General features: G+C 61.3%; 22 protein-coding genes. 13 read left to right on the forward strand and 9 right to left on the reverse strand.

Annotation, left to right across the window (positions count from 1 at the left end; translation table 11 throughout):
* Positions 1-28: 28 nt before the first annotated feature.
* Genes ACTRWK_RS07605 through ACTRWK_RS07615 form a run of 3 tightly spaced genes read right to left on the reverse strand, consistent with a single transcriptional unit; the run spans position 29 to position 4,146 of the window.
* A complete protein-coding gene (locus ACTRWK_RS07605) occupies positions 29-904 on the reverse strand; it encodes an inositol monophosphatase family protein (protein WP_132997555.1) in 876 nt (291 codons plus the stop codon).
* A gap of 33 nt (positions 905-937) precedes the next feature.
* Entirely contained in the window at positions 938-3,466 is a 2,529-nt protein-coding gene (locus ACTRWK_RS07610) for an ABC transporter permease (RefSeq protein WP_462843861.1), read from the reverse strand.
* Positions 3,463-4,146, reverse strand: coding sequence for an ABC transporter ATP-binding protein (locus ACTRWK_RS07615; RefSeq protein WP_184583234.1), 684 nt, complete (start codon positions 4,144-4,146; stop codon positions 3,463-3,465). Before ACTRWK_RS07615 ends, ACTRWK_RS07610 begins: the two co-directional genes overlap by 4 nt.
* A 48-nt stretch (positions 4,147-4,194) precedes the next feature.
* Between ACTRWK_RS07615 and ACTRWK_RS07620 the strand changes: the two genes are divergently transcribed.
* Positions 4,195-4,845 (forward strand): arylesterase, encoded by a 651-nt coding sequence (locus tag ACTRWK_RS07620; RefSeq protein ID WP_005851366.1) that lies wholly within the window; start codon positions 4,195-4,197, stop codon positions 4,843-4,845.
* 66 nt (positions 4,846-4,911) lie between these two features.
* On the opposite strand, the gene ACTRWK_RS07625 is transcribed toward ACTRWK_RS07620, so the two are convergent.
* Positions 4,912-5,118, reverse strand: coding sequence for a cold-shock protein (locus ACTRWK_RS07625; protein WP_005851368.1), 207 nt, complete (start codon positions 5,116-5,118; stop codon positions 4,912-4,914).
* A 284-nt stretch (positions 5,119-5,402) separates the two neighbouring features.
* Here ACTRWK_RS07625 and ACTRWK_RS07630 point away from each other — a divergent pair, with 284 nt between their 5' ends.
* Complete coding sequence (locus tag ACTRWK_RS07630) at positions 5,403-6,725, forward strand: NAD(P)-dependent oxidoreductase (RefSeq protein ID WP_037943191.1); 1,323 nt, start codon at positions 5,403-5,405, stop codon at positions 6,723-6,725.
* A gap of 20 nt (positions 6,726-6,745) precedes the next feature.
* On the forward strand, positions 6,746-8,050 hold the full coding sequence (preA, locus tag ACTRWK_RS07635) for an NAD-dependent dihydropyrimidine dehydrogenase subunit PreA (protein ID WP_005851372.1): 1,305 nt from the start codon (positions 6,746-6,748) through the stop codon (positions 8,048-8,050).
* A gap of 15 nt (positions 8,051-8,065) precedes the next feature.
* Here the strand turns inward: preA and ACTRWK_RS07640 are convergent, their stop codons facing one another.
* Positions 8,066-8,701, reverse strand: coding sequence for a TetR family transcriptional regulator C-terminal domain-containing protein (locus ACTRWK_RS07640; protein ID WP_289081802.1), 636 nt, complete (start codon positions 8,699-8,701; stop codon positions 8,066-8,068).
* A gap of 169 nt (positions 8,702-8,870) precedes the next feature.
* Here ACTRWK_RS07640 and ACTRWK_RS07645 point away from each other — a divergent pair, with 169 nt between their 5' ends.
* The 6 genes from ACTRWK_RS07645 to ACTRWK_RS07670 all read left to right on the forward strand — a co-directional run bounded on the left by ACTRWK_RS07645 (position 8,871) and on the right by ACTRWK_RS07670 (position 15,373).
* Positions 8,871-10,121: a Zn-dependent hydrolase gene (locus tag ACTRWK_RS07645; RefSeq protein WP_005851376.1), complete on the forward strand. Its 1,251-nt coding sequence runs from the start codon at positions 8,871-8,873 to the stop codon at positions 10,119-10,121.
* 93 nt (positions 10,122-10,214) lie between these two features.
* Positions 10,215-11,675, forward strand: a complete 1,461-nt coding sequence (hydA, locus tag ACTRWK_RS07650) for a dihydropyrimidinase (RefSeq protein ID WP_037943194.1) — start codon at positions 10,215-10,217, stop codon at positions 11,673-11,675.
* Positions 11,676-11,781: 106 nt separating this feature from the next.
* On the forward strand, positions 11,782-12,564 hold the full coding sequence (locus ACTRWK_RS07655; protein WP_005851381.1) for an ABC transporter ATP-binding protein: 783 nt from the start codon (positions 11,782-11,784) through the stop codon (positions 12,562-12,564).
* A gap of 69 nt (positions 12,565-12,633) precedes the next feature.
* A complete protein-coding gene (locus tag ACTRWK_RS07660; protein WP_184583230.1) occupies positions 12,634-13,500 on the forward strand; it encodes an ABC transporter permease in 867 nt (288 codons plus the stop codon).
* Positions 13,497-14,336: an ABC transporter permease gene (locus tag ACTRWK_RS07665; RefSeq protein WP_289081801.1), complete on the forward strand. Its 840-nt coding sequence runs from the start codon at positions 13,497-13,499 to the stop codon at positions 14,334-14,336. The genes ACTRWK_RS07660 and ACTRWK_RS07665 overlap by 4 nt, the downstream gene beginning before the upstream one ends.
* Before the next feature lie 47 nt (positions 14,337-14,383).
* A complete protein-coding gene (locus tag ACTRWK_RS07670; RefSeq protein WP_260004821.1) occupies positions 14,384-15,373 on the forward strand; it encodes an ABC transporter substrate-binding protein in 990 nt (329 codons plus the stop codon).
* A gap of 102 nt (positions 15,374-15,475) precedes the next feature.
* Here the strand turns inward: ACTRWK_RS07670 and ACTRWK_RS07675 are convergent, their stop codons facing one another.
* Together ACTRWK_RS07675 and ACTRWK_RS07680 are read right to left on the reverse strand one after the other, a co-directional pair.
* Positions 15,476-16,027 carry a L,D-transpeptidase gene (locus tag ACTRWK_RS07675; RefSeq protein WP_462843862.1) on the reverse strand — a complete coding sequence of 184 codons (552 nt, stop codon included), beginning with the start codon at positions 16,025-16,027 and terminating at the stop codon, positions 15,476-15,478.
* Between the two features lie 137 nt (positions 16,028-16,164).
* Positions 16,165-16,371: a cold-shock protein gene (locus tag ACTRWK_RS07680; protein WP_005851393.1), complete on the reverse strand. Its 207-nt coding sequence runs from the start codon at positions 16,369-16,371 to the stop codon at positions 16,165-16,167.
* A 395-nt stretch (positions 16,372-16,766) separates the two neighbouring features.
* Between ACTRWK_RS07680 and ACTRWK_RS07685 the strand changes: the two genes are divergently transcribed.
* The gene (locus ACTRWK_RS07685) at positions 16,767-17,726 is read left to right on the forward strand and encodes a response regulator (protein WP_037943198.1); all 960 of its coding nucleotides are present in this window, start codon (positions 16,767-16,769) and stop codon (positions 17,724-17,726) included.
* Positions 17,727-17,826: 100 nt separating this feature from the next.
* Here ACTRWK_RS07685 and ettA read toward each other — a convergent pair whose 3' ends face one another.
* Positions 17,827-19,482 (reverse strand): energy-dependent translational throttle protein EttA, encoded by a 1,656-nt coding sequence (gene ettA, locus ACTRWK_RS07690; RefSeq protein WP_005851397.1) that lies wholly within the window; start codon positions 19,480-19,482, stop codon positions 17,827-17,829.
* A gap of 368 nt (positions 19,483-19,850) precedes the next feature.
* Between ettA and ACTRWK_RS07695 the strand changes: the two genes are divergently transcribed.
* The 3 genes from ACTRWK_RS07695 (at position 19,851) to ACTRWK_RS07705 (ending at position 22,563) form a co-directional block, all read left to right on the forward strand.
* Positions 19,851-20,291 (forward strand): universal stress protein, encoded by a 441-nt coding sequence (locus tag ACTRWK_RS07695; protein ID WP_005851399.1) that lies wholly within the window; start codon positions 19,851-19,853, stop codon positions 20,289-20,291.
* Positions 20,292-20,302: 11 nt separating this feature from the next.
* Positions 20,303-21,856 carry an alanine/glycine:cation symporter family protein gene (locus ACTRWK_RS07700; RefSeq protein ID WP_037943199.1) on the forward strand — a complete coding sequence of 518 codons (1,554 nt, stop codon included), beginning with the start codon at positions 20,303-20,305 and terminating at the stop codon, positions 21,854-21,856.
* Between the two features lie 77 nt (positions 21,857-21,933).
* Complete coding sequence (locus tag ACTRWK_RS07705; RefSeq protein WP_081858767.1) at positions 21,934-22,563, forward strand: nicotinate-nucleotide adenylyltransferase; 630 nt, start codon at positions 21,934-21,936, stop codon at positions 22,561-22,563.
* On the opposite strand, the gene ACTRWK_RS07710 is transcribed toward ACTRWK_RS07705, so the two are convergent.
* Positions 22,528-23,352, reverse strand: coding sequence for a DMT family transporter (locus ACTRWK_RS07710; protein ID WP_037943203.1), 825 nt, complete (start codon positions 23,350-23,352; stop codon positions 22,528-22,530). The genes ACTRWK_RS07705 and ACTRWK_RS07710 overlap by 36 nt on opposite strands.
* Between the last annotated feature and the right edge of the window lie 28 nt (positions 23,353-23,380).

Below are 23,380 nucleotides of genomic sequence, written 5' to 3' on the forward strand. Positions count from 1 at the left end.
AACCTCGCGCCCGTTTTGTATTGCGGGCTCAGTCGTCGGCGAGGAAGGCAAAGACCTTGCGCAGGCGGTTCCATGTCGTTTTGTCCGGTGCCACCAGAATATGCCCTGTGCGCAGCGTCGCGTCATAGGGGCCGCCCGACAGCATCTCGACATGGGCACCGGCTTGGGCGCAGATCAACGCGCCGGCAGCGTGGTCCCAAGGGTGCAGCGTCCCGCTGAGCACGAAATCGGCGTGCCCTTGGGCGACAGTACGGTATTCATGCGCCGAGCAACGAAGCGAGTTTACCTTGGCAAAGCTGGGCAGGGTGGCCGCGACTTTGACCCGCAGCTCTTTGCTGAAGTTCCCCAGCGGGACGAAACCGCTGAGGTCCTCAATCTGTTTGCCCATGCTGACCCGCAGCGGGCGCGACTGCCCAAGGGCGCGTTCAAAGCGCGGCGTGCTGGTGTCGTCGCTGATCACCCAGTCGTCATTGACCGGGTCATAGATGACGCCGAAGGCCGGTTTGCCAAAGCGCGTGACCGCGAGGATCATGCCGAAGGTGGACAGCCCGTGGGCGAAATTCGATGTGCCGTCGATGGGATCAAGGATAAAGGCCAGCGGGGCGTCGGCGATCTTGTCCTGCAGGGCGGGGTCGGCCGATACCGCCTCTTCGCCGATGATCAGCGCATCCGGATAGGCCGTGGCGAGGGCGCGGGTGATCATTGCCTCGGCAGCCAGATCGGCAGCGGTCACCAGATCATGGGGGCCGGATTTGGTGTCGATGTCAGCGGGGGCGAGGTTGCGGAAACGCGGCAGCACCTCGGCCCGTGCGGCACGGCGCAGGACGTTCACCACATGCGTTTGCTGGGCTGCCGTCAGAACGGGTGGCAGGGGGGCGGGCAGTGTCTGGGTGGTCTGCGTCATTGTTATATCCCTCTTTCGGTCTATCGGTTCCATCTATTCGCGGGCGCGCAGCACCTGTGCGGGTCTGGCGTTCAAGGCTTTGATCGCAAAGCCAAGCGAGGCAAGGATCGACGCCAGCGCGCCCCCAGTGACGATCAACAGCGCCGAAGGCCATACCACGGCAAAGCTGGTGTCCATCACAAAGCGGCTCACGGCCCATCCGCCCAAAATACCTGCCAGCAGGGCAACGGCACCGGCGAAGAGCCCCAGCAGAGCGGCACGCATCAGAAAGCTGGCGGCGATGCTGCGGCGCGAGGCCCCCAGCGTTTTCAGCAAGGCGGCTTCATAGCGACGGGCATCCGCCCCGGCGGCGGCTGCCCCGATCAATACCAGAAAGCCGGTCAGAAGAGTAGCCGCCGCGCCGTAGGATGTCGCCGCTGCCAACCCGCTAAGCACCGCCGCCACGCGGTCGATCGCATCGCGCACGCGGATCGCGGTGATGTTGGGGTAGGCGGTGGCCAGATCGCGCAGGATAGGTGCCTCGGCCTCTGCGTCAGCGTAGACGGTCGAGATATAGGTATGCGGCGCGCCGGTCAGGGCGGCGGGGTTCATGGTCAGGATAAACCCGATCCCCGCGGTCGAGAAGTCGACCTCTTGGAAGCTGGCGATGGTGCCGGTGATGTCGCGCCCCAGCACGTTGATGGTCAGCGTATCGCCAAGCTCTAACCCGATCTCCTCGGCCTCTTCGGCGGCAAAGCTAATGAGCGGCGGGCCCGCGTAATCAGGCGCCCACCATTCGCCCGCGGTGATCACGGTGTCGTCGTCGGGGGCCTCGGCATAGGTTAGCCCGCGGTCGCCGCGCACCACCCAGTGATCGCCCGCGACCTCTTTGGCGGGCCTGCCGTTGATCTGGGTCACGACGCCGCGCAGCATTGGGGCGCTGTCGATGCGGCGCACGGCGGGGTCGTCGGTCAGCCGTTTGGTATAGCCGTCGATCTGGTCTTTCTGGATGTCGACAAAGAAATACGACGGGGCCACATCGGGCAGGTTGCCCGAGATCGCCTGCCGCAGGTTGCCGTCGATCTGCCCCACGGCGGCCAGCACCGACAGGCCGAGCCCCAGCGAGAGCACCACGGCCCCGGCACCTTCGCCACTGCCGCCAATCGCGGCGAGGGCCCAACGCAGCCGCGGGCGCCCGCGTGCCAGAACCGCGGCGCGTTGTGCGAGGAACCGCACCAGCAGCGCTGCCAGCGTGAGTATCCCGAGCGCGCCTGCGATGCCGCCCAAGGTCCAGAGCGTCAGCCACCAACTGCCATTGAACCACCCCGCCAGCGCGACCAGCAGCGCCACGGTCATCACGATAATCGCCACATAGCGCGGTGCCGGAAAACGCGCGGCCCCGTCCCAGGCATCGCGAAACAGGGTCGCTGCGCGGATATTCTCGCTGCGGGCCAGCGGCCACAGCGTGAAGGCAAAGGCGGTCAGCAACCCGTAAATCGCCGCCTCGGCCAAGGGGGCCGGATAGATGGCAAAGGCCGCAGGGATCGGCAGCCGCGCAGAGATCAGCGGCGCAAAGACCAGCGGGGCCACCGCCCCAAGCACCACGCCGATGGCGACGCCCAGAAGCGATAAGGCACCAATCTGAATGAAATATGTCTGGAAGATCGTCGCGCGGTCTGCCCCTAGCGCGCGGAGCACGGCGATCACCTCGGTCTTGCCGGTGAGGTAAGATCGCACCGCAGCCGATACGCCCACACCGCCCACAGCCAGACCGGATAGGCCCACAAGGATCAGAAACGCCGTCAACCGTTCGACAAAGCGCGACACCCCCGGTGCTCCGTTGCGCGCATCGGTCCAGCGCATCCCGCTGTTTTCGAACCGCGCACGGGCGGCAGAGCGCAGTTGATCAAGGTCGGTATCGGCAGGCAGCAACATCCGGTATTTGGAGTTGAACAGCGTCCCTTCCGCCAGCAGGCCGGCCCCATCCAGCGCCTCGGTCCGAAGCAGGGTACGCGGCCCAAGGGCAAAGCCGCTGGCGGCGCTGTCGGGTTCGCGCACGATCAGGGCGGAGAGGCGGAATTCCTTGACGCCAAGCTTGAAGGTGTCGCCGGGGGACAGGCCTAGACGGTCGGACAAGGCGCGCTCCATCACCGCGCCGGACAGGCCGTTTTCCAGCCCGAGCGCCTGCTCCAGCGGCATCGCCGGTTCCAGCACCATCTCGCCCACCAGCGGATAAAGATCATCGACCGCCTTCACCTGCGTCAGCGCACGGTCAGCGGCGGCCCCGTCACCCGCGACAGCCATGGACCGGAACTCGACAACCTCGGAGACGGCGCTGGCTTGGCTCTCGATCCAGTCGCGTTCGGCATCGGTGGCGAAATGATAGGTGAAATCAATCTCTGCCGCGCCACCAAGCAGGGCCGCACCTTCGCGCTGCAAGCCACCCTCGATCGCAGAGCGGACAGAGCCGACGGCAGCGATTGCCGCGACGCCAAGGGCGAGGCAGGCCAGAAACAGACGGAACCCCCGCAGCCCCCCGCGCATCTCGCGGCGGGCAAAGCGGCTGGCCAGACGCAGGCTCATGCGCCTGTCCCGCTGACGATCCGCCCGTCGGTCAGGGTGACGATCCGATCACAGCGCGCGGCCAATTCATCGGCGTGGGTCACCAACACCAAAGTCGCGCGATGTTTTTCGCGCAGATCGAACAATAGCTCCATGATCGCGGCACCATTGGTACTGTCGAGGTTCCCTGTCGGCTCATCCGCCAACAGGATCGCCGGACGCGGGGCAGAGGCGCGGGCCAATGCAACCCGCTGCTGTTCGCCGCCCGACATCTGTGCGGGATAGTGGTTGAGCCGGTGCCCCAGACCCACCGCGTGCAATTCTGCCTCGGCCCGGTCAAAGGCGTCCGCGACGCCGTTCAGTTCCAGCGGGGTGGCGACGTTTTCCAGCGCGGTCATGGTGGGGATGAGGTGGAAGGACTGGAACACGATGCCCATCCGCCCGCGGCGAAATTTGGCCAGCCCGTCTTCGGACAGGGTGCTCAGGTCTTCGCCCAAGGCGCGCACCGATCCGCCGGTCGCACGCTCCAGCCCGCCCATGACCATCAGCAGCGACGACTTGCCCGACCCCGAAGGGCCGGTAAAGGCGACCGTCTCTCCTTGTGCGACGTCCAGCGTGATCCCATGTAGGATATCGACCTTTCCGGCGTTGCCATTCAGTTTCAGGGATGCATCTTGAAGCTGGAACACCGGGTCGGTCATAGGGCTGCCTTTTGAAATACGGTCCCTGTTGGATATGGAGGTTCGACCATGATGCGCAAGGTTACGACGGCACTTGTTCTGGTATTATCAGGCCCCGCACTGGCGGAACCGCTTGTTATTGCAGCATTGGGCGACAGTCTGACGCAGGGCTACGGCCTGCCCGCCGAGGACGGGTTCGTGCCACAGTTGCAAAACTGGCTGGATCAGAACGGTGCGGATGTGACGGTGATCAACGCCGGTGTGTCGGGGGATACGACCGCTGGCGGGTTGGCGCGGGTCGCCTGGACCATGACGCCCGAGGTCGATGGCATGATCGTGACCCTTGGCGGGAATGACCTGTTGCGCGGGATCGACCCCGCGGTCAGCCGCGCCAATCTGGATGGAATCATGAAGGCCGCCCAAGACGCCGAGGTAGAGGTGCTGCTGGTCGGCATGACCGCGCCGGGCAACTTTGGCCCTGAATATAAAACCGCCTTTGACAGCATCTATCCCGATCTGGCCGCGCAATATGACGCGAGCCTGATGGGCAGCTTCTTTGACGGCCTGTCCGACAATGGCGAGACGCCAGATCTGGCGCAGGCGCGCGGGTTTTTCCAGGCCGACGGGGTGCATCCGAACGCGCAAGGCGTCACGAGAATCGTTGATGCTTTGGGCCCGAAAGTGCTGACGCTGATCGATCAGATCAACGAAAACGAGTAGTTTTGCACAAAAAACGGGCACCGAAGCGCCCGTCGTCAAAAATATTACGAACCGGTTTTGGGCCGGTTAGGCCAATGCGATATTCGCGGCGCTTTCGCGGCCATCACGGCCCGCTTCTACGTCGAATGTCACCTTCTGGTTGTCGGCAAGCCCGGTCAGGCCAGCGCGTTCAACCGCCGAGATGTGAACAAAGATATCTTTGCCGCCACCATCAGGCGCGATAAAGCCGTATCCCTTTGTGGTATTGAACCATTTTACGGTGCCAGTCGCCATGCCCCGTTTCTCCTCGTGTTTGTCCTGCCCACATTATGCGGCAGCGTGGCTCGGTCAGAACTTGATCGCACCAGCGCCGGAGGGCTGAGGGGTCGAAAGTCTTTCGCGTCGCACCTCTGACTTTGGCGCCAAATAGGACAAAATCAAGAGTTTTTGCCCCGAAACGCGTAACCGGCGGGCATTTGCGCAAGAAATTTCACAGTTATGAAATAATTTTACCAGTTGATAAAAAAATCATTCCGTGGGAGCGTTTCAGCATAAATAGTGACAGCAGGGATAAAAAAATGTCGCAGAAAATCTTTGAACCGGGGGTGGCTGCCGGACGGCTGGACGCCGACGTCTATGCCGCGCAGTTTTCCGATTTGCACCCGCCACTGGATGTGCACGAAGCGCTTGTCGCGGCGGACCGATGCTACTTCTGTCACGACGCGCCGTGCATCACGGCCTGCCCGACGGATATCGATATTCCGCTCTTCATCCGGCAGATCGCCACGGGCACACCGGATGCCGCCGCCAAAACGATCCTGAGCCAGAATATCATGGGCGGCATGTGCGCCCGCGTTTGTCCGACCGAACAGCTTTGTGAACAGGCCTGTGTGCGCGAAGTGGCCGAGGGCAAGCCGGTCAAGATCGGCGAGCTTCAGCGCTATGCCACCGACCATCTGCAAGCACAGGGCGCACATCCGTTTGAACGCGCGGCCTTGACGGGCAAGCGCGTGGCCGTGGTCGGTGCAGGTCCGGCGGGGCTGTCTTGTGCGCACCGTTTGGCGATGATGGGGCATGATGTCACCGTCTTTGACGCGCGGCCCAAGCCCGGCGGTCTGAACGAATACGGGATCGCTACCTATAAGACACCCGACGGCTTCGCGCAGGCAGAGGTGGACTGGCTGCTTAAGATCGGCGGCATCACCGTGCAGAACAACGCAGCCCTTGGGGCGGCGATGACGCTGGACAGTTTGCGGGCCGACTATGACGCCGTGTTCCTTGGTATGGGCCTTGGCGGTGTGAACGCCTTGGGGGCCGAGGGCGAGGATAAGACCGGCGTGCTGGATGCGGTCGATTTTATCTCTCACCTGCGTCAGGCGAGCGATGTGGCTGCGGTCCCGATCGGTCGTGACGTGGTGGTGATCGGCGGCGGGATGACCGCGATCGATGCCGCCATTCAGGCGAAACTGCTGGGCGCGCTCAATGTGACGCTGGTCTATCGTCGCGGGCGCGACCGGATGAACGCCAGCGTGTTTGAACAGGATCTCGCGGCCTCCAAGGGCGTGCGGATCGTGACCCATGCCACGCCGGTCGCCGTGATCGGCAACGGTGCAGTGCGCGAGATCGAGTTCGAGTATGTGGATGACCAGATGCAGGGCACGGGTCAGACCCTGCGCCTCGCTGCGGATCAAGTGTTCAAGGCCATCGGCCAGACCCTTCAAGGTGACGCGCTGCCCACGCTGGAGGCGCGCAAGATCAAGGTGGATGGCACCGGACGCACCAGTGTCGACGGGGTCTGGGCCGGTGGCGATTGTGCGAGCGGCGGCGATGACCTGACCGTGACCGCTGTCGCCGAAGGGCGCGACGCGGCGATGGACATTCACATGGTATTGATGGGCTAAGCCCCTACAGGAGAACGCAAATGGCTGATCTAAGAAGCGACTTCGTGGGCATCAAAAGCCCCAACCCGTTCTGGCTGGCATCCGCGCCACCCACGGACAAGGAATACAACGTCCGCCGCGCCTACGAGGCAGGCTGGGGCGGTGTCGTGTGGAAGACCCTCGGCATGGAGGGCCCGCCCGTCGTCAATGTCAACGGCCCGCGCTACGGCGCGATCTGGGGCGCGGACCGGCGGCTGCTGGGGCTCAATAACATCGAATTGATCACTGACCGCCCGCTTGAAGTGAACCTGCGCGAGATGAAAGCGGTGAAACGGGATTACCCTGACCGCGCGCTGATCGCGTCGATCATGGTTCCGTGCGAGGAGGAAGCGTGGAAAGCGATCCTGCCGCATGTGGAGGAAACCGGTGCCGACGGGATCGAGCTGAACTTTGGCTGCCCACATGGCATGGCGGAACGCGGCATGGGATCGGCTGTGGGGCAGGTGCCGGAATACATCGAAATGGTCACCCGCTGGTGCAAGCAATACACGCGCATGCCGGTGATCGTGAAGCTGACGCCGAACATCACCAATGTGCTCTACCCCGCCGAGGCCGCCAAACGCGGCGGCGCGGATGCGGTGAGCCTGATCAACACGATCAACTCCATCACCTCGGTTGATCTGGACCTGTTTGCGCCCGAACCGATGATCGACGGGAAAGGCACCCACGGCGGCTATTGCGGCCCGGCGGTAAAGCCGATTGCCTTGAACATGGTGGCGGAAATCGCGCGCAACCCCGAGACGGCGGATATGCCGATCAGCGGCATCGGCGGCGTGACCACATGGCGCGACGCGGCAGAGTTTCTGGCCCTTGGCGCGGGCAATGTGCAGGTGTGCACGGCGGCGATGACCTATGGTTTCAAGGTTGTGCAAGAGATGATCTCGGGCCTGTCGGAGTATATGGACGACAAGGGGATGACCTCGGTCGATCAACTGGTGCGCCGTGCGGTGCCGAATGTGACCGACTGGAACCAGCTGAACCTGAACTATGTCGCCAAGGCCAAGATCGATCAGGATCTGTGTATCTCGTGCGGGCGCTGCTTTGCCGCCTGCGAAGACACCTCGCATCAGGCGATTGCCATGTCCGAAGATCGCACCTTCAGCGTGATCGACGACGAATGTGTGGCGTGCAACCTCTGCGTCAATGTTTGCCCGGTCGAGGATTGTATCTCGATGGTGGAGCTGGCCCCCGGCACCACGGACCCGCGCACGGGCAAGCCCGTCGATCCGAATTACGCCAACTGGACGACGCACCCCAACAACCCCTCCGCCACTGCGGCCGAGTGACCCTTGCCCCCGCCGCTACTGTTGAGGCGCGGCGGGGGTCAACAACGTCGAGAACATCAGTCGCAGATGGTCCGACGCCTGCTGGTGCTGATCGGCATCGCCTTCCAGCAGCAGCGCGACTTGCGGCGCGAAATCGGCATAGTGTTGCGTGGTCGACCAGATCGAGAAAATCAGATGGCGCGGGTCCATCCGCGCGATCTTTCCCGCCGCCATCCAATCGGAAATAACGGCGCATTTCTCGTCGAACAGCGGTTTCAGATCGCTTTGCAAACGCGGCTCCATATGGGGCGCACCGCGTAAAATTTCACCAGCAAACAAGCGGCTTTCACGGGGCAGATCCCGCGCCATATCCAGTTTGCGCTGCACATAATCCAACAGCTCTGTGCGCGGGTCACCATCGGCGTCGAGCTCGACCAAAGGGTCGAGCCATGTCTCCATCAGCTGGCTCAGCAGGGTCGTGTGGATTTCTTCCTTCCCGCTGAAATAATACAATATATTCGGTTTGCTCAGCCCCGCCTCGCTGGCGATCTGATCCAGCGTGGCCCCGCGAAACCCGTAGGTCGAAAACACATCAAGCGCCGCATCCAGGATCACACGGCGGTTGCGCCTTTGGATTCGGCTGGGCTTTTTCTTGGCGGTTGTCTCGGGCATGGCGCGTCCCCTTTCGGTGTAAGTGCCTGAAAATGCGGCACCCCACTTCGGACGGGTGGTCCTATGGGAAAGCATTTCTTGACAGACTTAACCCTAGCCGCAATCGTGGATTTACCAAATGGTAAAAATTTACGCCTTGCACAAGGTAGAAAACGCAAAGGAAACCGCTATGGCCGCGCCCGGTGAAAACCTGAAGATCAACCCGGATCGTTTGTGGGACAGTCTGATGGAGATGGCCAAGATCGGCCCCGGTGTGGCGGGGGGCAACAATCGCCAGACGCTGACCGACGAAGATGCCGAAGGTCGGGCCCTGTTCCAGAAATGGTGCGAGGAGGCGGGCTGCACCATGGGTCTTGATACGATGGGCAACATGTTCGCGCAGCGCGACGGCACCGACCCCGATGCGCTGCCGGTCTACGTCGGGTCGCATCTGGATACGCAGCCCACAGGCGGCAAGTATGACGGCGTGCTGGGTGTGCTGGGCGGGCTGGAACTGCTGCGCACGATGAACGATCTGGGGATCAAGACGAAACACCCCGTGGTCGTGACCAACTGGACCAACGAAGAGGGCACCCGCTATGCCCCCGCGATGCTGTCGTCTGGCGTTTTTGCCGGCATCCACACGCAGGAATGGGCCTATGCCAAGACCGATGCCGAGGGCTTGCGCTTTGGCGACGAGCTCAAGCGGATCGGCTGGCAGGGCGACGAAGAGGTCGGCGCGCGCAAGATGCATGCGTTTTTCGAGCTGCACATCGAACAGGGCCCGATCCTGGAGGCCGAAGGCAAGGACATCGGTGTCGTGACCCACGGGCAGGGGCTGTCGTGGACCCAAGTCACCGTGACCGGCAAGGATGCGCATACCGGATCAACGCCGATGCCGATGCGCAAGAATGCGGGGCTTGGCATGGCGCGTATGCTTGAAGCGGTGGACCAGATCGCATGGTCCCACGCGCCGCATGCGGTTGGTGCCGCGGGGCATATCGAGGTCTACCCGAACTCGCGCAATGTGATCCCGGGGCAGGTGATCTTTACCGTCGATTTCCGGTCGCCCGATCTGAGCGTGATCGAGGATATGGAAAAGCGCCTGCGCGTCGAGGGTCAGAAGATCGCCGATGACATGGGACTTGAGGTCGCTTTCGAAAAGGTCGGTGGCTTTGATCCCGTCGCCTTTGACGAAGGCTGCGTCTCGGCCATCCGTTCCGCGGCAGAGCGGTTGGGGTACAGCCATATGGACGTCATCTCGGGGGCGGGGCACGATGCCTGCTGGATCAACGGGGTGGCCCCGACCGCGATGGTCATGTGCCCCTGCGTGGATGGGCTGAGCCATAACGAGGCCGAAGAGATCACCAAGGAATGGGCCAAGGCCGGTGCCGATGTTTTGCTGCATGCGGTGCTGGAAACGGCGGAGATTGTGGGCTGAACCCGTCGGGGACCTGAGCGGGCGCGCCCTGGGGGCCAGCCCCCAGACCCCCGGGATTTGGACCATTTGGAAGACAGATAGGGGAGAGGACAGATGAGCAAGGTTATCAAGGGCGGCATGGTCTGCACGGCGGATCGCACCTGGAAAGCAGACGTGTTGATCGAGGGCGAGATCATCAAGCAGATCGGTGAGGATCTGGTGGGCGACGAATATATCGACGCCGAAGGGGCCTATGTCATCCCCGGCGGGATCGATCCCCATACCCATCTTGAGATGCCCTTTATGGGCACCACAGCGGCCGAAACATTCGAGACAGGCACCTGGGCCGCGGCCGTGGGCGGGACCACGATGATCGTCGATTTCTGTCTGCCGGGGGCGGACGGGTCGATCAAGAACGCGATCAACGAATGGCACCGCAAATCCGCGCCGCAGATCTGTTCGGATGTCGGCTATCACATGGCGATCACCGGCTGGAACGAGAACGTCTTTGACGAGATGAAAGACGCCGTCGACATGGGGGTGAATTCGTTCAAACACTTTATGGCCTATAAAGGGGCCTTGATGGTCGAGGATGACGAGATGTTCGCGTCCTTCCAGCGCTGTGCCGAACTGGGGGCGCTGCCGATGGTCCATGCCGAGAACGGCGATCTGGTCGCGGCCTTGCAGGAGAAGTATTTCAATCAGGGGATCACGGGACCGGAGGGGCATGCCTATTCCCGCCCGCCCGAACTGGAGGGCGAGGCCGCCAACCGCGCGATCACCATTGCCGATGCCGCCGGTGTGCCGCTTTATATCGTGCATGTCTCGTGCGAGCAGACCCACGAAGCGATCCGCCGTGCGCGGCAAAAGGGGATGCGGGTCTATGGCGAGCCGCTGATCCAGTTCCTGACCCTGGACGAGAGCGAGTATTTCAACAAAGATTGGGATCACGCCGCACGCCGTGTCATGTCGCCGCCCTTCCGGTCCAAGGACCATCAGGACAGTCTATGGGCGGGCTTGCAGTCGGGGTCGTTGCAGGTGGTTGCCACGGATCACGCTGCGTTTTCGACCGAGCAGAAACGCGCGGGCCGCGATGATTTCCGCATCATCCCCAACGGGTCCAACGGGTTGGAGGAACGTCTGGCGGTGCTCTGGACCGAAGGGGTGGAGACGGGCCGTCTGACGCCCAATGAATTCGTCGCTGCCACCTCGACCAATGTGGCGAAGATCCTGAATATCTATCCGCGCAAGGGCGCGATTGTCGAAGGGGCCGACGCGGATATCGTGGTGTGGGACCCCAAGATCAGCAAGACGATTTCGACGGCGAACCACCACTCCATTCTGGATTACAACGTCTTTGAAGGCTTCGAGGTGAAGGCACAGGCGCGCTATACCTTAAGCCGTGGTGAGGTCATCTGGGCCTGGGGGCAGAATTCGCAGCCCAACCCCGGACGCGGGCGCTTTGTGCCGCGGCCTGCTTTCCCATCGGCCAACCTTGCGCTGAGCAAGTGGAAAGAGTTGACTGCGCCGAAACTGATCAAACGCGATCCGCTGAACATCCCTGCGGGGATCTGAACGCGGGACTATCAACGCAGCGCGGCGGTTGCGCCGCGCTGCCCTGAAGAAGAAAGAGGCCAGCATAGATGCGAGCACGTTGTACGGCAGAAGAGGGACGCAGCTTATGAGCACCGCGCCCGTGATCTCGGCCCAGAACCTATCCCTGACATTTGAAACCAACGACGGCCCTGTGCATGCGCTGAAAGACGTGTCGCTTGATATCGAGAAAGGCGATTTCGTCAGCTTTATCGGGCCGTCGGGCTGCGGCAAGACGACGTTCCTGCGCTGTATGGCCGACCTTGAGCAGCCCACGGGGGGCGAGATCACGGTGAATGGCGTCAGTGCTGCCGAGGCCCGGCGGGCGCGGGCCTATGGCTATGTGTTTCAGGCGGCGGGGCTTTATCCCTGGCGGACGATTGGCGGCAATATCCGGCTGCCGCTTGAAATCATGGGGTATTCCAAGGCGGATCAGGCGGCGCGGGTTCGCCAAGTGTTGGAACTGGTGGAGCTGGCAGGGTTCGAGCGCAAGTTCCCTTGGCAGCTGTCGGGGGGCATGCAGCAACGGGCCTCGATCGCGCGGGCGCTGGCGTTTGATGCGGATATCTTGCTGATGGATGAACCCTTTGGCGCGCTGGACGAGATCGTGCGCGACCATTTGAATGAACAGCTGTTGCGCCTGTGGGCGCGCACGCAAAAGACGATTGCCTTTGTCACCCACTCGATCCCGGAGGCGGTGTATCTGAGCACCAAGATCGTGGTAATGAGCCCGCGTCCCGGACGGATTGCAGATGTTATCGACAGTCCTTTGCCGAAAGAGCGCCCTCTGGACATTCGCGAAACGCCCGAGTTTCTGGAGATCGCGCATCGGGTGCGGGAAGGATTGCGGGCGGGGCATGCGGATGATTGATCGCGCGCCCGCTGCTATCCGGCCCTTCGGGGAGGATTTTCGGACCATCTGGAAGCAGGGGGGCGCGCGATGAAGTCGAGCTTCTTGCCTGTCCTGACTGTGGTCGGGGTATTGTTTGCGCTGTGGTATGCGGCGGCGGTCTGGCTGAATGCGGACTGGACCTATGACAAGGCCACACGGTCGGGCGAGACGGTGACCGCCACGTCTTTGGTCGCGGATACCTGGGCGCAGAAAAAGCCCAAACTGCCCGCGCCGCATCAGGTCGCGTCAGAGATCTGGGACACGACGGTGATGAAGAAAGTCACGTCGAAGCGGTCCTTGGTCTATCATTCCTGGATCACGCTCAGCGCGACCCTGCTGGGCTTTGGCATGGGCACCTTGCTGGGCGTCTTGCTGGCGGTGGGGATCGTGTTCAACCGGGTGATGGATATGTCGGTGATGCCTTGGGTGATCGCCAGCCAGACCATTCCCATTCTGGCGATTGCGCCGATGATCATTGTGGTGCTGAACGCCGTGGGCGTGTCGGGGCTGCTGCCGAAAGCGATGATCAGCATGTATCTGTCGTTCTTCCCCGTCGTTGTCGGCATGGTGAAGGGGCTGCGCAGCCCTGACCAGATGCAGCTGGACCAGATGCGCACCTGGCATGCCAGTGCGGGCCAGACCTTCTGGAAGCTGCGGTTGCCTGCGTCGATGCCGTATTTCTTTACCTCGCTCAAGATCGCGATGGCTGCGTCGCTGGTGGGGGCCATCATTGGTGAGCTGCCAACGGGTGCCGTTGCGGGTCTGGGGGCGCGGTTGTTGGCTGGCAGCTACTATGGCCAGACGATCCAGATCTGGAGCGCGCTGATCATGGCGGCGGCCCTGGCGGCGTTGCTGGTGGGGATCATCGGCTTGATCCAGCGTGTGACATTGAAACGGATGGGGATGGCGCGATGATCTGGCTGGTTTTTGCCGCAGTGGCCTGGGCCTTTGGCATGTGGGTCAACATCCGGTTGGCGCGATTGCGGCCGGCCCGCTGGGTGTCTTTTGCAGCGCCCTTGGTTTTTGGCGCGACGTTGATCGCTGTCTGGGAAGGCATTGTGCGCGGGCTCGAGATTTCGCAGGTCTTGCTGCCTGCGCCGTCGCTGATTGCCCTGCGGCTGGTGTCATCGTTTGATATCCTTTGGGTGGATTTCGTGCAGACCGTGCTGAAGGGCGCGTTGTCGGGCTATGTGCTGGGCTGCGGTGCGGCCTTTTTGATCGCCGTTGCGATTGACCGTTTCCCATTCTTGCAACGGGGGCTTTTGCCGGTAGGGAACTTTGTGGCCGCGCTGCCCGTGATCGGGATGGCCCCGATTCTGGTGATGTGGTTCGGCTTTGACTGGCAGTCCAAGGCCGCCGTGGTCGTCGTCATGGTGTTCTTTCCGATGCTGGTGAACACGGTGCAGGGCTTGCAAGCCACCGACGCCATGCAGCGCGATCTGATGCGGACCTATGCGGCCAGCTATTGGGCGACGCTGTTCAAGCTGCGCTTGCCTGCCGCGATGCCTTTCGTGTTCAATGGGCTGAAGATCGGCACGACCCTTGCCTTGATCGGGGCGATTGTTGCTGAATTTTTCGGCTCTCCTGTGCGGGGGATGGGGTTTCGGATCTCTACCTCGGTGGGCCAGCTTGCGCTTGATCTGGTCTGGGCCGAGATTGTTGTCGCGGCGATTGCCGGGTCCGCATTCTACGGCGCGATATCATTGTTTGAACGGCGGGTGACCTTTTGGCACCCGAGCCAGCGGAACTAACGCGGAACTAACCAAGACGACCAACCAACCAAGAGGGAGATATAAAAATGAAAAAACTATCAACATATGTCGCCGGGGCCGCTGTGGGCCTGATGGGGACCATGGCCCAAGCGGCGGATGATGTGACGCTTCAGCTGAAGTGGGTCACGCAGGCGCAGTTCGCGGGCTATTATGTGGCGCAGGACAAAGGGTTCTATGACGAAGAAGATCTAAACGTCACGATCAAGCCGGGCGGTCCAGACATTGCGCCGACACAGGTGCTGGCCGGTGGTGGTGCCGATGTCGCCGTTGAATGGATGCCCGCCGCATTGGCCGCGCGCGAGAAGGGTCTGCCGATGGTGAACATCGCGCAGCCGTTCAAATCCTCGGGCATGATGCTGACCTGCCGCAAGGATGCCGGGATCGAGACCACGGATGACTTCAAGGGCAAGACGTTGGGCGTCTGGTTTTTTGGCAATGAATTCCCCTTTCTCAGCTGGATGAGCAAGCTTGAGCTGCCCACCGAAGGCGGTGAGGATGGTGTGACCGTGCTGAAACAAGGCTTTAACGTGGATCCGCTGCTGCAAAATCAGGCCGCCTGCGTGTCGACCATGACCTATAATGAATACTGGCAGGTGATCGACGCAGGTCTGACGCCGGATGATCTGAACGTGTTCAAATACGAAGAGCAGGGCGTTGCCACATTGGAAGACGGGCTTTACGCGCTGGAAGAGAACCTTGCCGATCCGGCGTTCGAGGACAAGATGGTGCGCTTTGTGCGGGCCTCTATGAAGGGCTGGAAATACGCCGAGGAAAACCCCGATGAAGCGGCGGAAATCGTGTTGGACAACGATGCCTCCGGTGCGCAAACCGAAGAGCATCAGAAACGCATGATGGGCGAAGTGGCCAAGCTGACCGCAGGCAGCAACGGCGCGCTGGACGAGGCGGATTACGAGCGGACCGTGGAATCGCTGCTGTCCGGTGGATCAGACCCCGTCATCACGGTAGAGCCGTCGGGCGCATGGACCCATGCGATCACCGACAAAGCCTTGAACTAAGGCGCGCTGAACTAAGGGGATAGGTCCCCGACACAGTGCAGAAATGCGAAGGGGCTGGCAGCGATGCCAGCCCCTTTTGCGTGGTGAATAAAGTCAGCGGCGTTAAAGCACCGTGACCTTGGTGCCGATGGGCACACGTTGGTACAGGTCTTTGACGTGTTCATTCAGCATGCGGATACACCCGTTCGAGACAGAGCGCCCGATGCTGCTGGGTTGGGTGGTGCCGTGGATGCGGAAATATGTATCGCGGCCGTTCTGGAACAGATAGAGCGCACGCGCCCCCAGCGGATTGGACGGGCCACCGGGTTGCGCATCGGTATTGCCGATGAACCGCGCATAGGTCTTGGGCTCCCGTTCGATCATCTCGTCCGTGGGGCGCCAGGTGGGCCATTCCTTTTTGACATCGATCGTCGCGGTGCCGGTAAACTCCAGCCCGGCCTTGCCGACGCCCACACCGTATCGCATGGCCTGACCGGGGGCGATCACCAGATACAGGTAGTGGCTGCGGGGCAGGATCAGCAGCTCGCCCACGGCATATTGTGGTTTGATCGACACCATTTGCGGCGTGGGGTCATAGGCGGCACCCGCGGCAAACAGCGCGCGGGGAAAGGCGAGGGCGGCCAAAGAACCTGCGATAAACTGACGGCGGCGCATGGGGGGCTCCTTTAGGATGTGATGGCGGTATTTTGCCCCTTGGGTTGTGTTTGGCAACCCTGAGGACATAAAAAAACCGGCTGTCCCGTGAGGGTCAGCCGGCAAATTCATCCTGCGGGCCTAAGGCCCTGCATGGCTTATGCCAGTGCGATGTTCGACGCGGATTCGCGACCGTCACGGCCAGCTTCGATGTCGAATGTCACTTTCTGGTTGTCGGCCAGACCGGTCAGGCCTGCGCGCTCAACAGCGGAGATGTGTACGAATACATCTTTGCTGCCGCCATCGGGTGCGATAAAGCCGAAGCCTTTTGTTGTGTTGAACCATTTTACGGTGCCAGTGGCCATATCCGTAGTCTCCTCTAGTATGCCATCCGCGTCGTGCGATGGCTTGGCGTTGTCGGTCTGGATCGAAGTCTGAACGCCGTATGAGGGAGACAGTTGGTCGAAAAAGAATAACGTTAGCCATTCGGATATGGCAGGTCGTGGGGATTCGCGCAAGGGGCTGTCAATGGGCCTTGAAAAACAGGCCGATCCTTGCTGATTCCGGCACATTTGCGCCGTATTCTTCGGAGGGGCAAGGCGAAACCCTAACGTGCATTGGCAGAGGCAGCGGGGCAAAGGGTTAACGGATTGGCCGAAATTGCCTAACTGCTGCCAGATTCATCTGCGATTTTGCTCCGAGCCGTAAGAGAATTTAACCAGTCCCCCTTCTGCCGACACGACAACGAGTGAGCCACCGTATGAAAATCCTAGCCGTAGATGACGACCCCACCATTCTTGACCTGTTGCGCGACTGTCTGACGCCGTCGCTGGGGTTCGATCTGGTCTGTGCAGACTCGGCCGAGGATGGGTTGGCCAAGATCGACGAACACGGGGCAAGCTTTGACTGCTTCTTGCTGGATATCATGCTGCCCGGCGTTGACGGGATCACCCTATGTGACGACATCCGCAATATGCAGGCCTATAAAAGTGCGCCGATCATCATGATCACCGGCAGCCGGAAACATGACCTGATGGACACCGCCTTCCGCGCCGGGGCGACGGATTTCATCTTCAAGCCCTTGAACGGGATCGAGTTGGGCGCGCGTATCAACATGGCGGGCATGCTCAGCGACAGTCTGCGCCGTGAACGCGAGGCCGCGCATACGCTGGCGGAGCTGTCGGGCCTGATGAAGGTACGGGTCGAGGAAAGCTTTGATCTGAACGTTGTCGGCGTCGACGATCTGCACGGGTTCGAAAACCATATGCTGCGTCTGCCCGAAGGCTGCTATGCCATGAGCCTTTTTGCGGTCAAACTCCCGCAGATCCGCAATATCTTCGAGGCCGCAAGCCCGGCTGAGTTCTGTCGCCAGATGGGCTTGGTCGCGCAGGCCACGGTCGCGGCGCTGGCGCATGAGAAATGCTTTATGGGCTATGCGGGCGAGGGGATTATCGTGGGCACCGTGATGGGCCGCCACCGGATCAAGCCCGAAGAGATCCAGAAAGACATCGAAGACATCCTGTCCCATGATGGCACCGCCGCACGTATCGGCGGTGATTTCAGCGCCGATGTCACGGTGAAGCTGGTGTCGAACCAGCGGCTGTGGTCGGGGCTGTCTGCCTGCAACACGCTGCGCGATTTTCTGGGCCGTGAAACGGTGCCCGACAGCACCAGCACCGACCGCACCGATGGCTATACGGAACTGGCCGACGGGCTGTAACGGGAAACCCGTGCCGCGTCGCTGCGGCGCGTTGACCGACACATAAAAAGGCCCCCGCAGTTTCCTGCGGGGGCCTTTTTTCTTAGAACTTTCGCCTAGATCAGCGCGAGAATTTCTTGTGCTTCATGCGCTTGGGTTCCATGGCGTCTTCGCCCAGACGACGCTTCTTGTCCTCTTCGTAGTCAGAGAAGCCGCCCTCGAACCATTCAACATGCGCGTCGCCTTCAAAGGCGAGGATGTGCGTACAAATCCGGTCAAGGAAGAAACGGTCGTGCGAGATGACCACGGCACAGCCCGCGAAATCGACCAGCGCGTCTTCGAGCGCGCGCAGGGTTTCAACGTCCAAATCGTTGGTAGGTTCATCGAGCAGCAGCACGTTGCCGCCTTCTTTCAGCAGACGTGCCATATGCACACGGTTGCGTTCACCGCCCGACAGCAGGCCGACTTTCTTCTGCTGGTCACCGCCCTTGAAGTTGAAGGCACCGCAATAGGCGCGGGAGTTCACTTCGGCATCGCCAAGCTTGATGATCTCGGCCCCGCCCGAAATGGCCTGCCAGACGTTGTCATCAGGGTTCAGGTCATCGCGCGACTGGTCGACATAGGACAGATCAACGGTATTTCCGAGTTCGATCGTGCCGGTATCGGGTTGTTCATGGCCGGTGATCATCTTGAACAGGGTTGATTTACCCGCGCCGTTGGGGCCGATCACGCCGACGATCCCGCCTGGCGGCAGAGAGAAGTCCAGCTTTTCGATCAACAGCTTGTCGCCCATGGCTTTGGACAGGCCCTCGACCTCAAGCACCTTGTTGCCCAGACGGGGACCGTTGGGGATAACGATCTGGGCGCGCGTCAGGCGTTCGCGCTCTGAGCTGTCGGCCATCTCGTTATACGACTTGATCCGCGCTTTGGATTTCGCCTGACGGGCCTTGGCCCCCTGACGCATCCATTCCAATTCGCGCGACAGTGTCTTTTGCTTGGACTTGTCCTCGCGGGCTTCCTGTTCAAGCCGTTTGGCTTTCTGGTCGATCCAGCTGGAATAGTTCCCCTCGTAGGGGATGCCATTGCCGCGGTCGAGCTCGAGGATCCAGCTGGTGATGTTATCCAGGAAATACCGGTCGTGGGTGACGATCAGGATCGTGCCCTTATAGTCGATCAGGTGCTGTTGCAGCCAGGCGATGGTTTCCGCGTCCAGGTGGTTGGTCGGTTCGTCAAGCAGCAGCATTTCGGGCGCTTCAAGCAGCAGCTTGCACAGCGCCACGCGGCGGGCTTCACCACCGGACAGTTTGGTCACATCGGCATCGTCTGGCGGGCAGCGCAGGGCTTCCATCGAGACGTCGATCTGGCTGTCGAGATCCCAGAGGTTCTCCGCGTCGATCTGATCCTGCAAGGCGGCCATTTCGTCGGCTGTCTCGTCGGAATAGTTCATCGCCAGTTCGTTGTAGCGGTCCAGAATGTCCTTCTTGGCTTTCACGCCCAGCATGACATTCTCGCGCACGGTCAGGGCGGGGTCCAGATAGGGTTCCTGTTCCAGGTAGCCGACCTTGGCCCCTTCAGCGACCCATGCTTCGCCCGAGTAATCCTTGTCCTTGCCAGCCATGATCTTCATCAGCGTGGATTTACCCGCGCCGTTGACACCGACCACACCGATTTTCACACCGGGCAGGAAGTTCAGGTTAATGTTGTCGAAACACTTTTTGCCGCCCGGGTAGGTCTTTGAGACACCGGACATGTGATAGACATATTGATAGGCGGCCATTGAGAATCCTCGGATAAGCTGAATACGGTTTGGAACGTGCAATATCGCCACAGGCGGGCAAGAGCAAACATTCAATATATAAGGCCTGTGCCGCGGTTTTGAAGCCCGTGTGTTCCCGGGCGATTCACAGGGCGCAGGGGCGTTACGCACAAAGCGCTGATCGCGCGGGCGGCAAAGGCTGTTTTTCCGATAACTATCCCTTTTTACCGTTTTCGAGCGGTGAACTGGGGACGAATGACCGAATTTTACGCGAAATTCAGTCGAAAAAAATTTTGGACCTCGTTTATATTCGCCTAATCCGGGTGCGTTCAGCGCCCCGGTACAACGCGGCCGCAAAAAGACCGCGTCATACACAAAGGGACAAATACATGACAGCATCCACTATTGTTGTTGGACTGGACGGGGGGGAAGCCGGGGCGCGCGCTTTGGATTTCGCAACGAAACAGGCCAAATTGATTGGCGATTGCGAGCTCAAGCTCGTTTACGTGATTGAATGGTCTCCATTCAGCTTCCAGACCTCGGAAGAGAATGACCAGCGCCACAAACGGCGCGAAGAGGAACTGGCACTGGCCCGCGAACGTATCGTCGATCCGGCGGTCAAGAAGGTCAGCGAAGACGGCGTCACCGTTCAGGGCATCGTGAAGCATGGCGATGTGGCCGATATTCTGGACGATCTGGCCAAGAAACACGGCGCACAGCAGATCGTGGTGGGCCGTGTCGGTCTGCGCGGCCTGAAAGAGCGTATGTTCGGCGGCGTAACCGGCCGCTTGGCTGTGGCGTCTCGCGTGCCTCTGACGATCATTCCTTGAAAGGTCATATCATGAAAAAATTTCTGACAACGGGTGCGGGGGCTACTGCTGTCTCTGCCTTGCCCATGGTTGCCGCGGCACAAGAAACCGTCGGCATGGATCAACGCATCAATGATATCTTCGCGGGTTCGACGGGCTGGTTCGTCAATCTGATCTTCATGTCGCTACCCGGCACCAACTTCCCGTGGATCGTGCTGTGGCTGGTGGTCGCGGCGTCGGTGTTTACGCTGTATTTCGGCTTCATTCAGGTCAAAGCGTTCTGGCATGCGATCTCGCTGGTGAAAGGCGATTATTCCGATCCCGATGACGCGGGCGAGGTGAGCCACTTTCAGGCGCTGGCAACGGCGCTGTCGGGGACTGTCGGTCTGGGCAACATCGCGGGCGTCGCGGTGGCCGTGGGCATCGGCGGTCCGGGGGCGACCTTCTGGATGATCCTGGCCGGTTTGCTGGGCATGGCCTCCAAGTTCACTGAATGTACGCTGGGTGTGAAATACCGCAATGAATACGCCGATGGCACCGTTTCCGGTGGTCCGATGTACTATATGACAAAGGGCTTCAAGGAGCGCGGCCTGCCTTTGGGCGGGGTGCTGGCGGTGATCTTTTCGATCTTTACCATCGGTGGTGCCTTGGGCGGCGGGAATATGTTCCAGGCCAATCAGGCCCATGCGCAGCTGTCCGGTATCATCGGCGACTACCCTGGCTGGATCACGGGCATCGTCTTTGCCGCAGTGGTCTTTGCGGTCATTGTCGGCGGGATCAAATCCATCGCCAATGTCACCGAGAAAATCGTGCCGTTGATGGGCGTGATCTATGTTGGTGCCGCGCTGATCATCCTGATCGTTGAATACGACAAGATCGGTTGGGCCTTTGGCCAGATTTTTGAAGGTGCGTTCAGTGGTCTGGGCGTTGCAGGCGGTCTGGTTGGCGCGCTGATCCAGGGCTTTAAACGGGCGGCGTTCTCGAACGAGGCGGGTGTCGGCTCGGCGGCGATCGCACACTCTGCCGTGCGCACCAAAGAGCCGGTGACCGAAGGCGTCGTATCCCTGTTGGAGCCCTTCATCGATACCGTTGTCATCTGTACGATGACCGCGCTGGTGATCACCATCTCTGGCGTGCTGGTGATGGACCCCGAAACGGGCCGCTTCATCCTGAATGACGCAGGCACCGCGATCCAGACCATCGACGGGTCAAGCGGCGTTCAACTGACATCGGCTGCCTTTGCGACCGGGTTCAGCTGGTTCCCCTATGTGCTGGCGCTGGCGGTGATCCTGTTCGCCTTCTCCACCATGATCAGCTGGTCCTACTACGGGCTGAAGGCGTGGACCTATCTGTTCGGTGAAGGCAAAACCAAAGAGATCGTGTTCAAGGTGATCTTCTGCCTGTTCATCATCGTGGGGGCGGCGGCCAATCTGGGCGCGGTTATCGACTTCTCTGATGCGATGATCTTTGCGATGGCGGTTGTGAACATCACGGCGCTGTACTTCCTGATGCCGATCGTGAAGCGCGAGATGAAGAGCTATTTCGCGCGTTTGAAATCCGGCGAGATCAAGAAGTTCGTCGATTAACGCTCGGATAACGCGATTGACAAAGGGGCGTTGCTGCCCTTCTTTCGGCCCCTGATGTATATCGGGGGCCGTTTTCGTTGGGTTATCCATTTCCATATGCGCCCCCGGGGCAGGTGATCGGGCTGCTTGGCGGGTCGTTTGATCCGGCGCACGAGGGTCACGCCCATATCACGCGCGAGGCGATCAAGCGTTTCGGGCTGGATCGGGTGTGGTGGATGGTCAGCCCGGGCAATCCGCTCAAGGCGCATGGGCCGGCCCCGATGGCGTCCCGTCTGGCCCGCGCGCGCGAGGTGATGCAGCACCCGCGGGTCGAGGTCACGGATATCGAGGCCCATCTTGGCACCCGCTACACCGCGCAAACCCTTGCCGCGCTGCGGGCCCGCTATCCCGGTGTGCGCTTCGTCTGGCTGATGGGGGCGGATAATCTGGCGCAGTTCCACCTGTGGCAGGATTGGCGGCAGATCATGGAGACTGTGCCCCTGGGGGTGCTTGCACGGCCCGGCCAGCGCATATCGGCACGGATGAGCCACGCCGCGACGCTTTATGCACCCTACCGGATTTCGGGGCGGCAAAGCCAGCTCTTGGGGCAGACACCGGCCCCCGCGTGGTGTTTCGTGAACGTCCCGATGGTCGATGTCAGCTCAAGCGCGATCCGGGCCGCGGGCAAATGGTCAGCGCAATCTGGCAGAGGCGATACCCGCCCCTAGGATCATCGCCATGCCGGCCCATGTCAGGGCGTCGGGCCATGCGCCGAACACCAGCCACCCCAGCCCCACGGCGGACAGCAGTTGCAGATACACCAGCGGCGCGACCTTGGTCGCAGGGGCCATGCGATAAGCGTATAACATCAGCAGGTTGCCCAGCATCGAACACAGCGCGCTTGCGAGGCTCAGCCCCAGGACGGGGCCGGACAGCGGCGGGAAATAGACCAGCCCCAGAGGCAAAAGCAGCAGCCCGCTGATCACCAGCTGGCTGAAGGTCAGCGCAAGGGGCGGGGCCAGATGCGACAGCCAGCGCGACATCGTGAGAAACACGCCATAAAGCGTCCCCGCGGTCAGCGCCCAAAGCAGCCCCGCACTGGGTTCAAGCCCCGGTCGGACCACGACCAGCACCCCCAGAAACCCCGCTACGATCAACGCGCTGCGCTGAAGCGATATCGCCTCGCGCAGGAAGAGCGCGGCCAGCACATAGCTGAGCAGCGGACCGATAAAAAAGGCGGCAAAGACATTGGCCACGTCCTCGGTCACCAGTGCTGTCTGGATGCAGGTGATGCTGCCGCACAGGATGGCGGCACGGACCCAGATGCGCCAGTTGCCGAACAGGGCGCGCGTTTGCGGCGGGGCGAAGGGCACCAGCAGCAGCGCCCCGATGGCAAACCGCGACCACGCCACAAAAACGGGGGCCACGCCAAGCTGTGAGGTCAGGATCTTGCCCGCGCTGTCGCCTGCGGGAATCAGTGACATGGCGACAAACATGATCAAAATAACGCGTTGCATGTTTTGTCAGTTAGCATGGGCCCCCGCC

The sequence above is a fragment of the Sulfitobacter sp. G5_S2_6_S6 genome (genome assembly GCF_054968505.1).

What these genes read in the sequence shown, in the direction of transcription:
- preA (WP_005851372.1), top strand. Translation starts at nt 6,746, where the DNA reads ATGGCTGATCTAAGAAGCGACTTCGTGGGCATCAAAAGCCCCAACCCG.
- ACTRWK_RS07685 (WP_037943198.1), top strand. Translation starts at nt 16,767, where the DNA reads ATGAAAATCCTAGCCGTAGATGACGACCCCACCATTCTTGACCTGTTG.
- ACTRWK_RS07630 (WP_037943191.1), top strand. Translation starts at nt 5,403, where the DNA reads ATGTCGCAGAAAATCTTTGAACCGGGGGTGGCTGCCGGACGGCTGGAC.
- ACTRWK_RS07675 (WP_462843862.1), bottom strand. Translation starts at nt 16,027, where the DNA reads ATGCGCCGCCGTCAGTTTATCGCAGGTTCTTTGGCCGCCCTCGCCTTT.
- ACTRWK_RS07660 (WP_184583230.1), top strand. Translation starts at nt 12,634, where the DNA reads ATGAAGTCGAGCTTCTTGCCTGTCCTGACTGTGGTCGGGGTATTGTTT.
- ettA (WP_005851397.1), bottom strand. Translation starts at nt 19,482, where the DNA reads ATGGCCGCCTATCAATATGTCTATCACATGTCCGGTGTCTCAAAGACC.
- ACTRWK_RS07615 (WP_184583234.1), bottom strand. Translation starts at nt 4,146, where the DNA reads ATGACCGACCCGGTGTTCCAGCTTCAAGATGCATCCCTGAAACTGAAT.
- ACTRWK_RS07680 (WP_005851393.1), bottom strand. Translation starts at nt 16,371, where the DNA reads ATGGCCACTGGCACCGTAAAATGGTTCAACACAACAAAAGGCTTCGGC.
- ACTRWK_RS07700 (WP_037943199.1), top strand. Translation starts at nt 20,303, where the DNA reads ATGAAAAAATTTCTGACAACGGGTGCGGGGGCTACTGCTGTCTCTGCC.
- ACTRWK_RS07710 (WP_037943203.1), bottom strand. Translation starts at nt 23,352, where the DNA reads ATGCAACGCGTTATTTTGATCATGTTTGTCGCCATGTCACTGATTCCC.
- ACTRWK_RS07665 (WP_289081801.1), top strand. Translation starts at nt 13,497, where the DNA reads ATGATCTGGCTGGTTTTTGCCGCAGTGGCCTGGGCCTTTGGCATGTGG.
- ACTRWK_RS07695 (WP_005851399.1), top strand. Translation starts at nt 19,851, where the DNA reads ATGACAGCATCCACTATTGTTGTTGGACTGGACGGGGGGGAAGCCGGG.
- ACTRWK_RS07605 (WP_132997555.1), bottom strand. Translation starts at nt 904, where the DNA reads ATGACGCAGACCACCCAGACACTGCCCGCCCCCCTGCCACCCGTTCTG.
- ACTRWK_RS07655 (WP_005851381.1), top strand. Translation starts at nt 11,782, where the DNA reads ATGAGCACCGCGCCCGTGATCTCGGCCCAGAACCTATCCCTGACATTT.
- ACTRWK_RS07670 (WP_260004821.1), top strand. Translation starts at nt 14,384, where the DNA reads ATGAAAAAACTATCAACATATGTCGCCGGGGCCGCTGTGGGCCTGATG.
- ACTRWK_RS07620 (WP_005851366.1), top strand. Translation starts at nt 4,195, where the DNA reads ATGATGCGCAAGGTTACGACGGCACTTGTTCTGGTATTATCAGGCCCC.
- hydA (WP_037943194.1), top strand. Translation starts at nt 10,215, where the DNA reads ATGAGCAAGGTTATCAAGGGCGGCATGGTCTGCACGGCGGATCGCACC.
- ACTRWK_RS07625 (WP_005851368.1), bottom strand. Translation starts at nt 5,118, where the DNA reads ATGGCGACTGGCACCGTAAAATGGTTCAATACCACAAAGGGATACGGC.
- ACTRWK_RS07610 (WP_462843861.1), bottom strand. Translation starts at nt 3,466, where the DNA reads ATGAGCCTGCGTCTGGCCAGCCGCTTTGCCCGCCGCGAGATGCGCGGG.
- ACTRWK_RS07645 (WP_005851376.1), top strand. Translation starts at nt 8,871, where the DNA reads ATGGCCGCGCCCGGTGAAAACCTGAAGATCAACCCGGATCGTTTGTGG.
- ACTRWK_RS07640 (WP_289081802.1), bottom strand. Translation starts at nt 8,701, where the DNA reads ATGCCCGAGACAACCGCCAAGAAAAAGCCCAGCCGAATCCAAAGGCGC.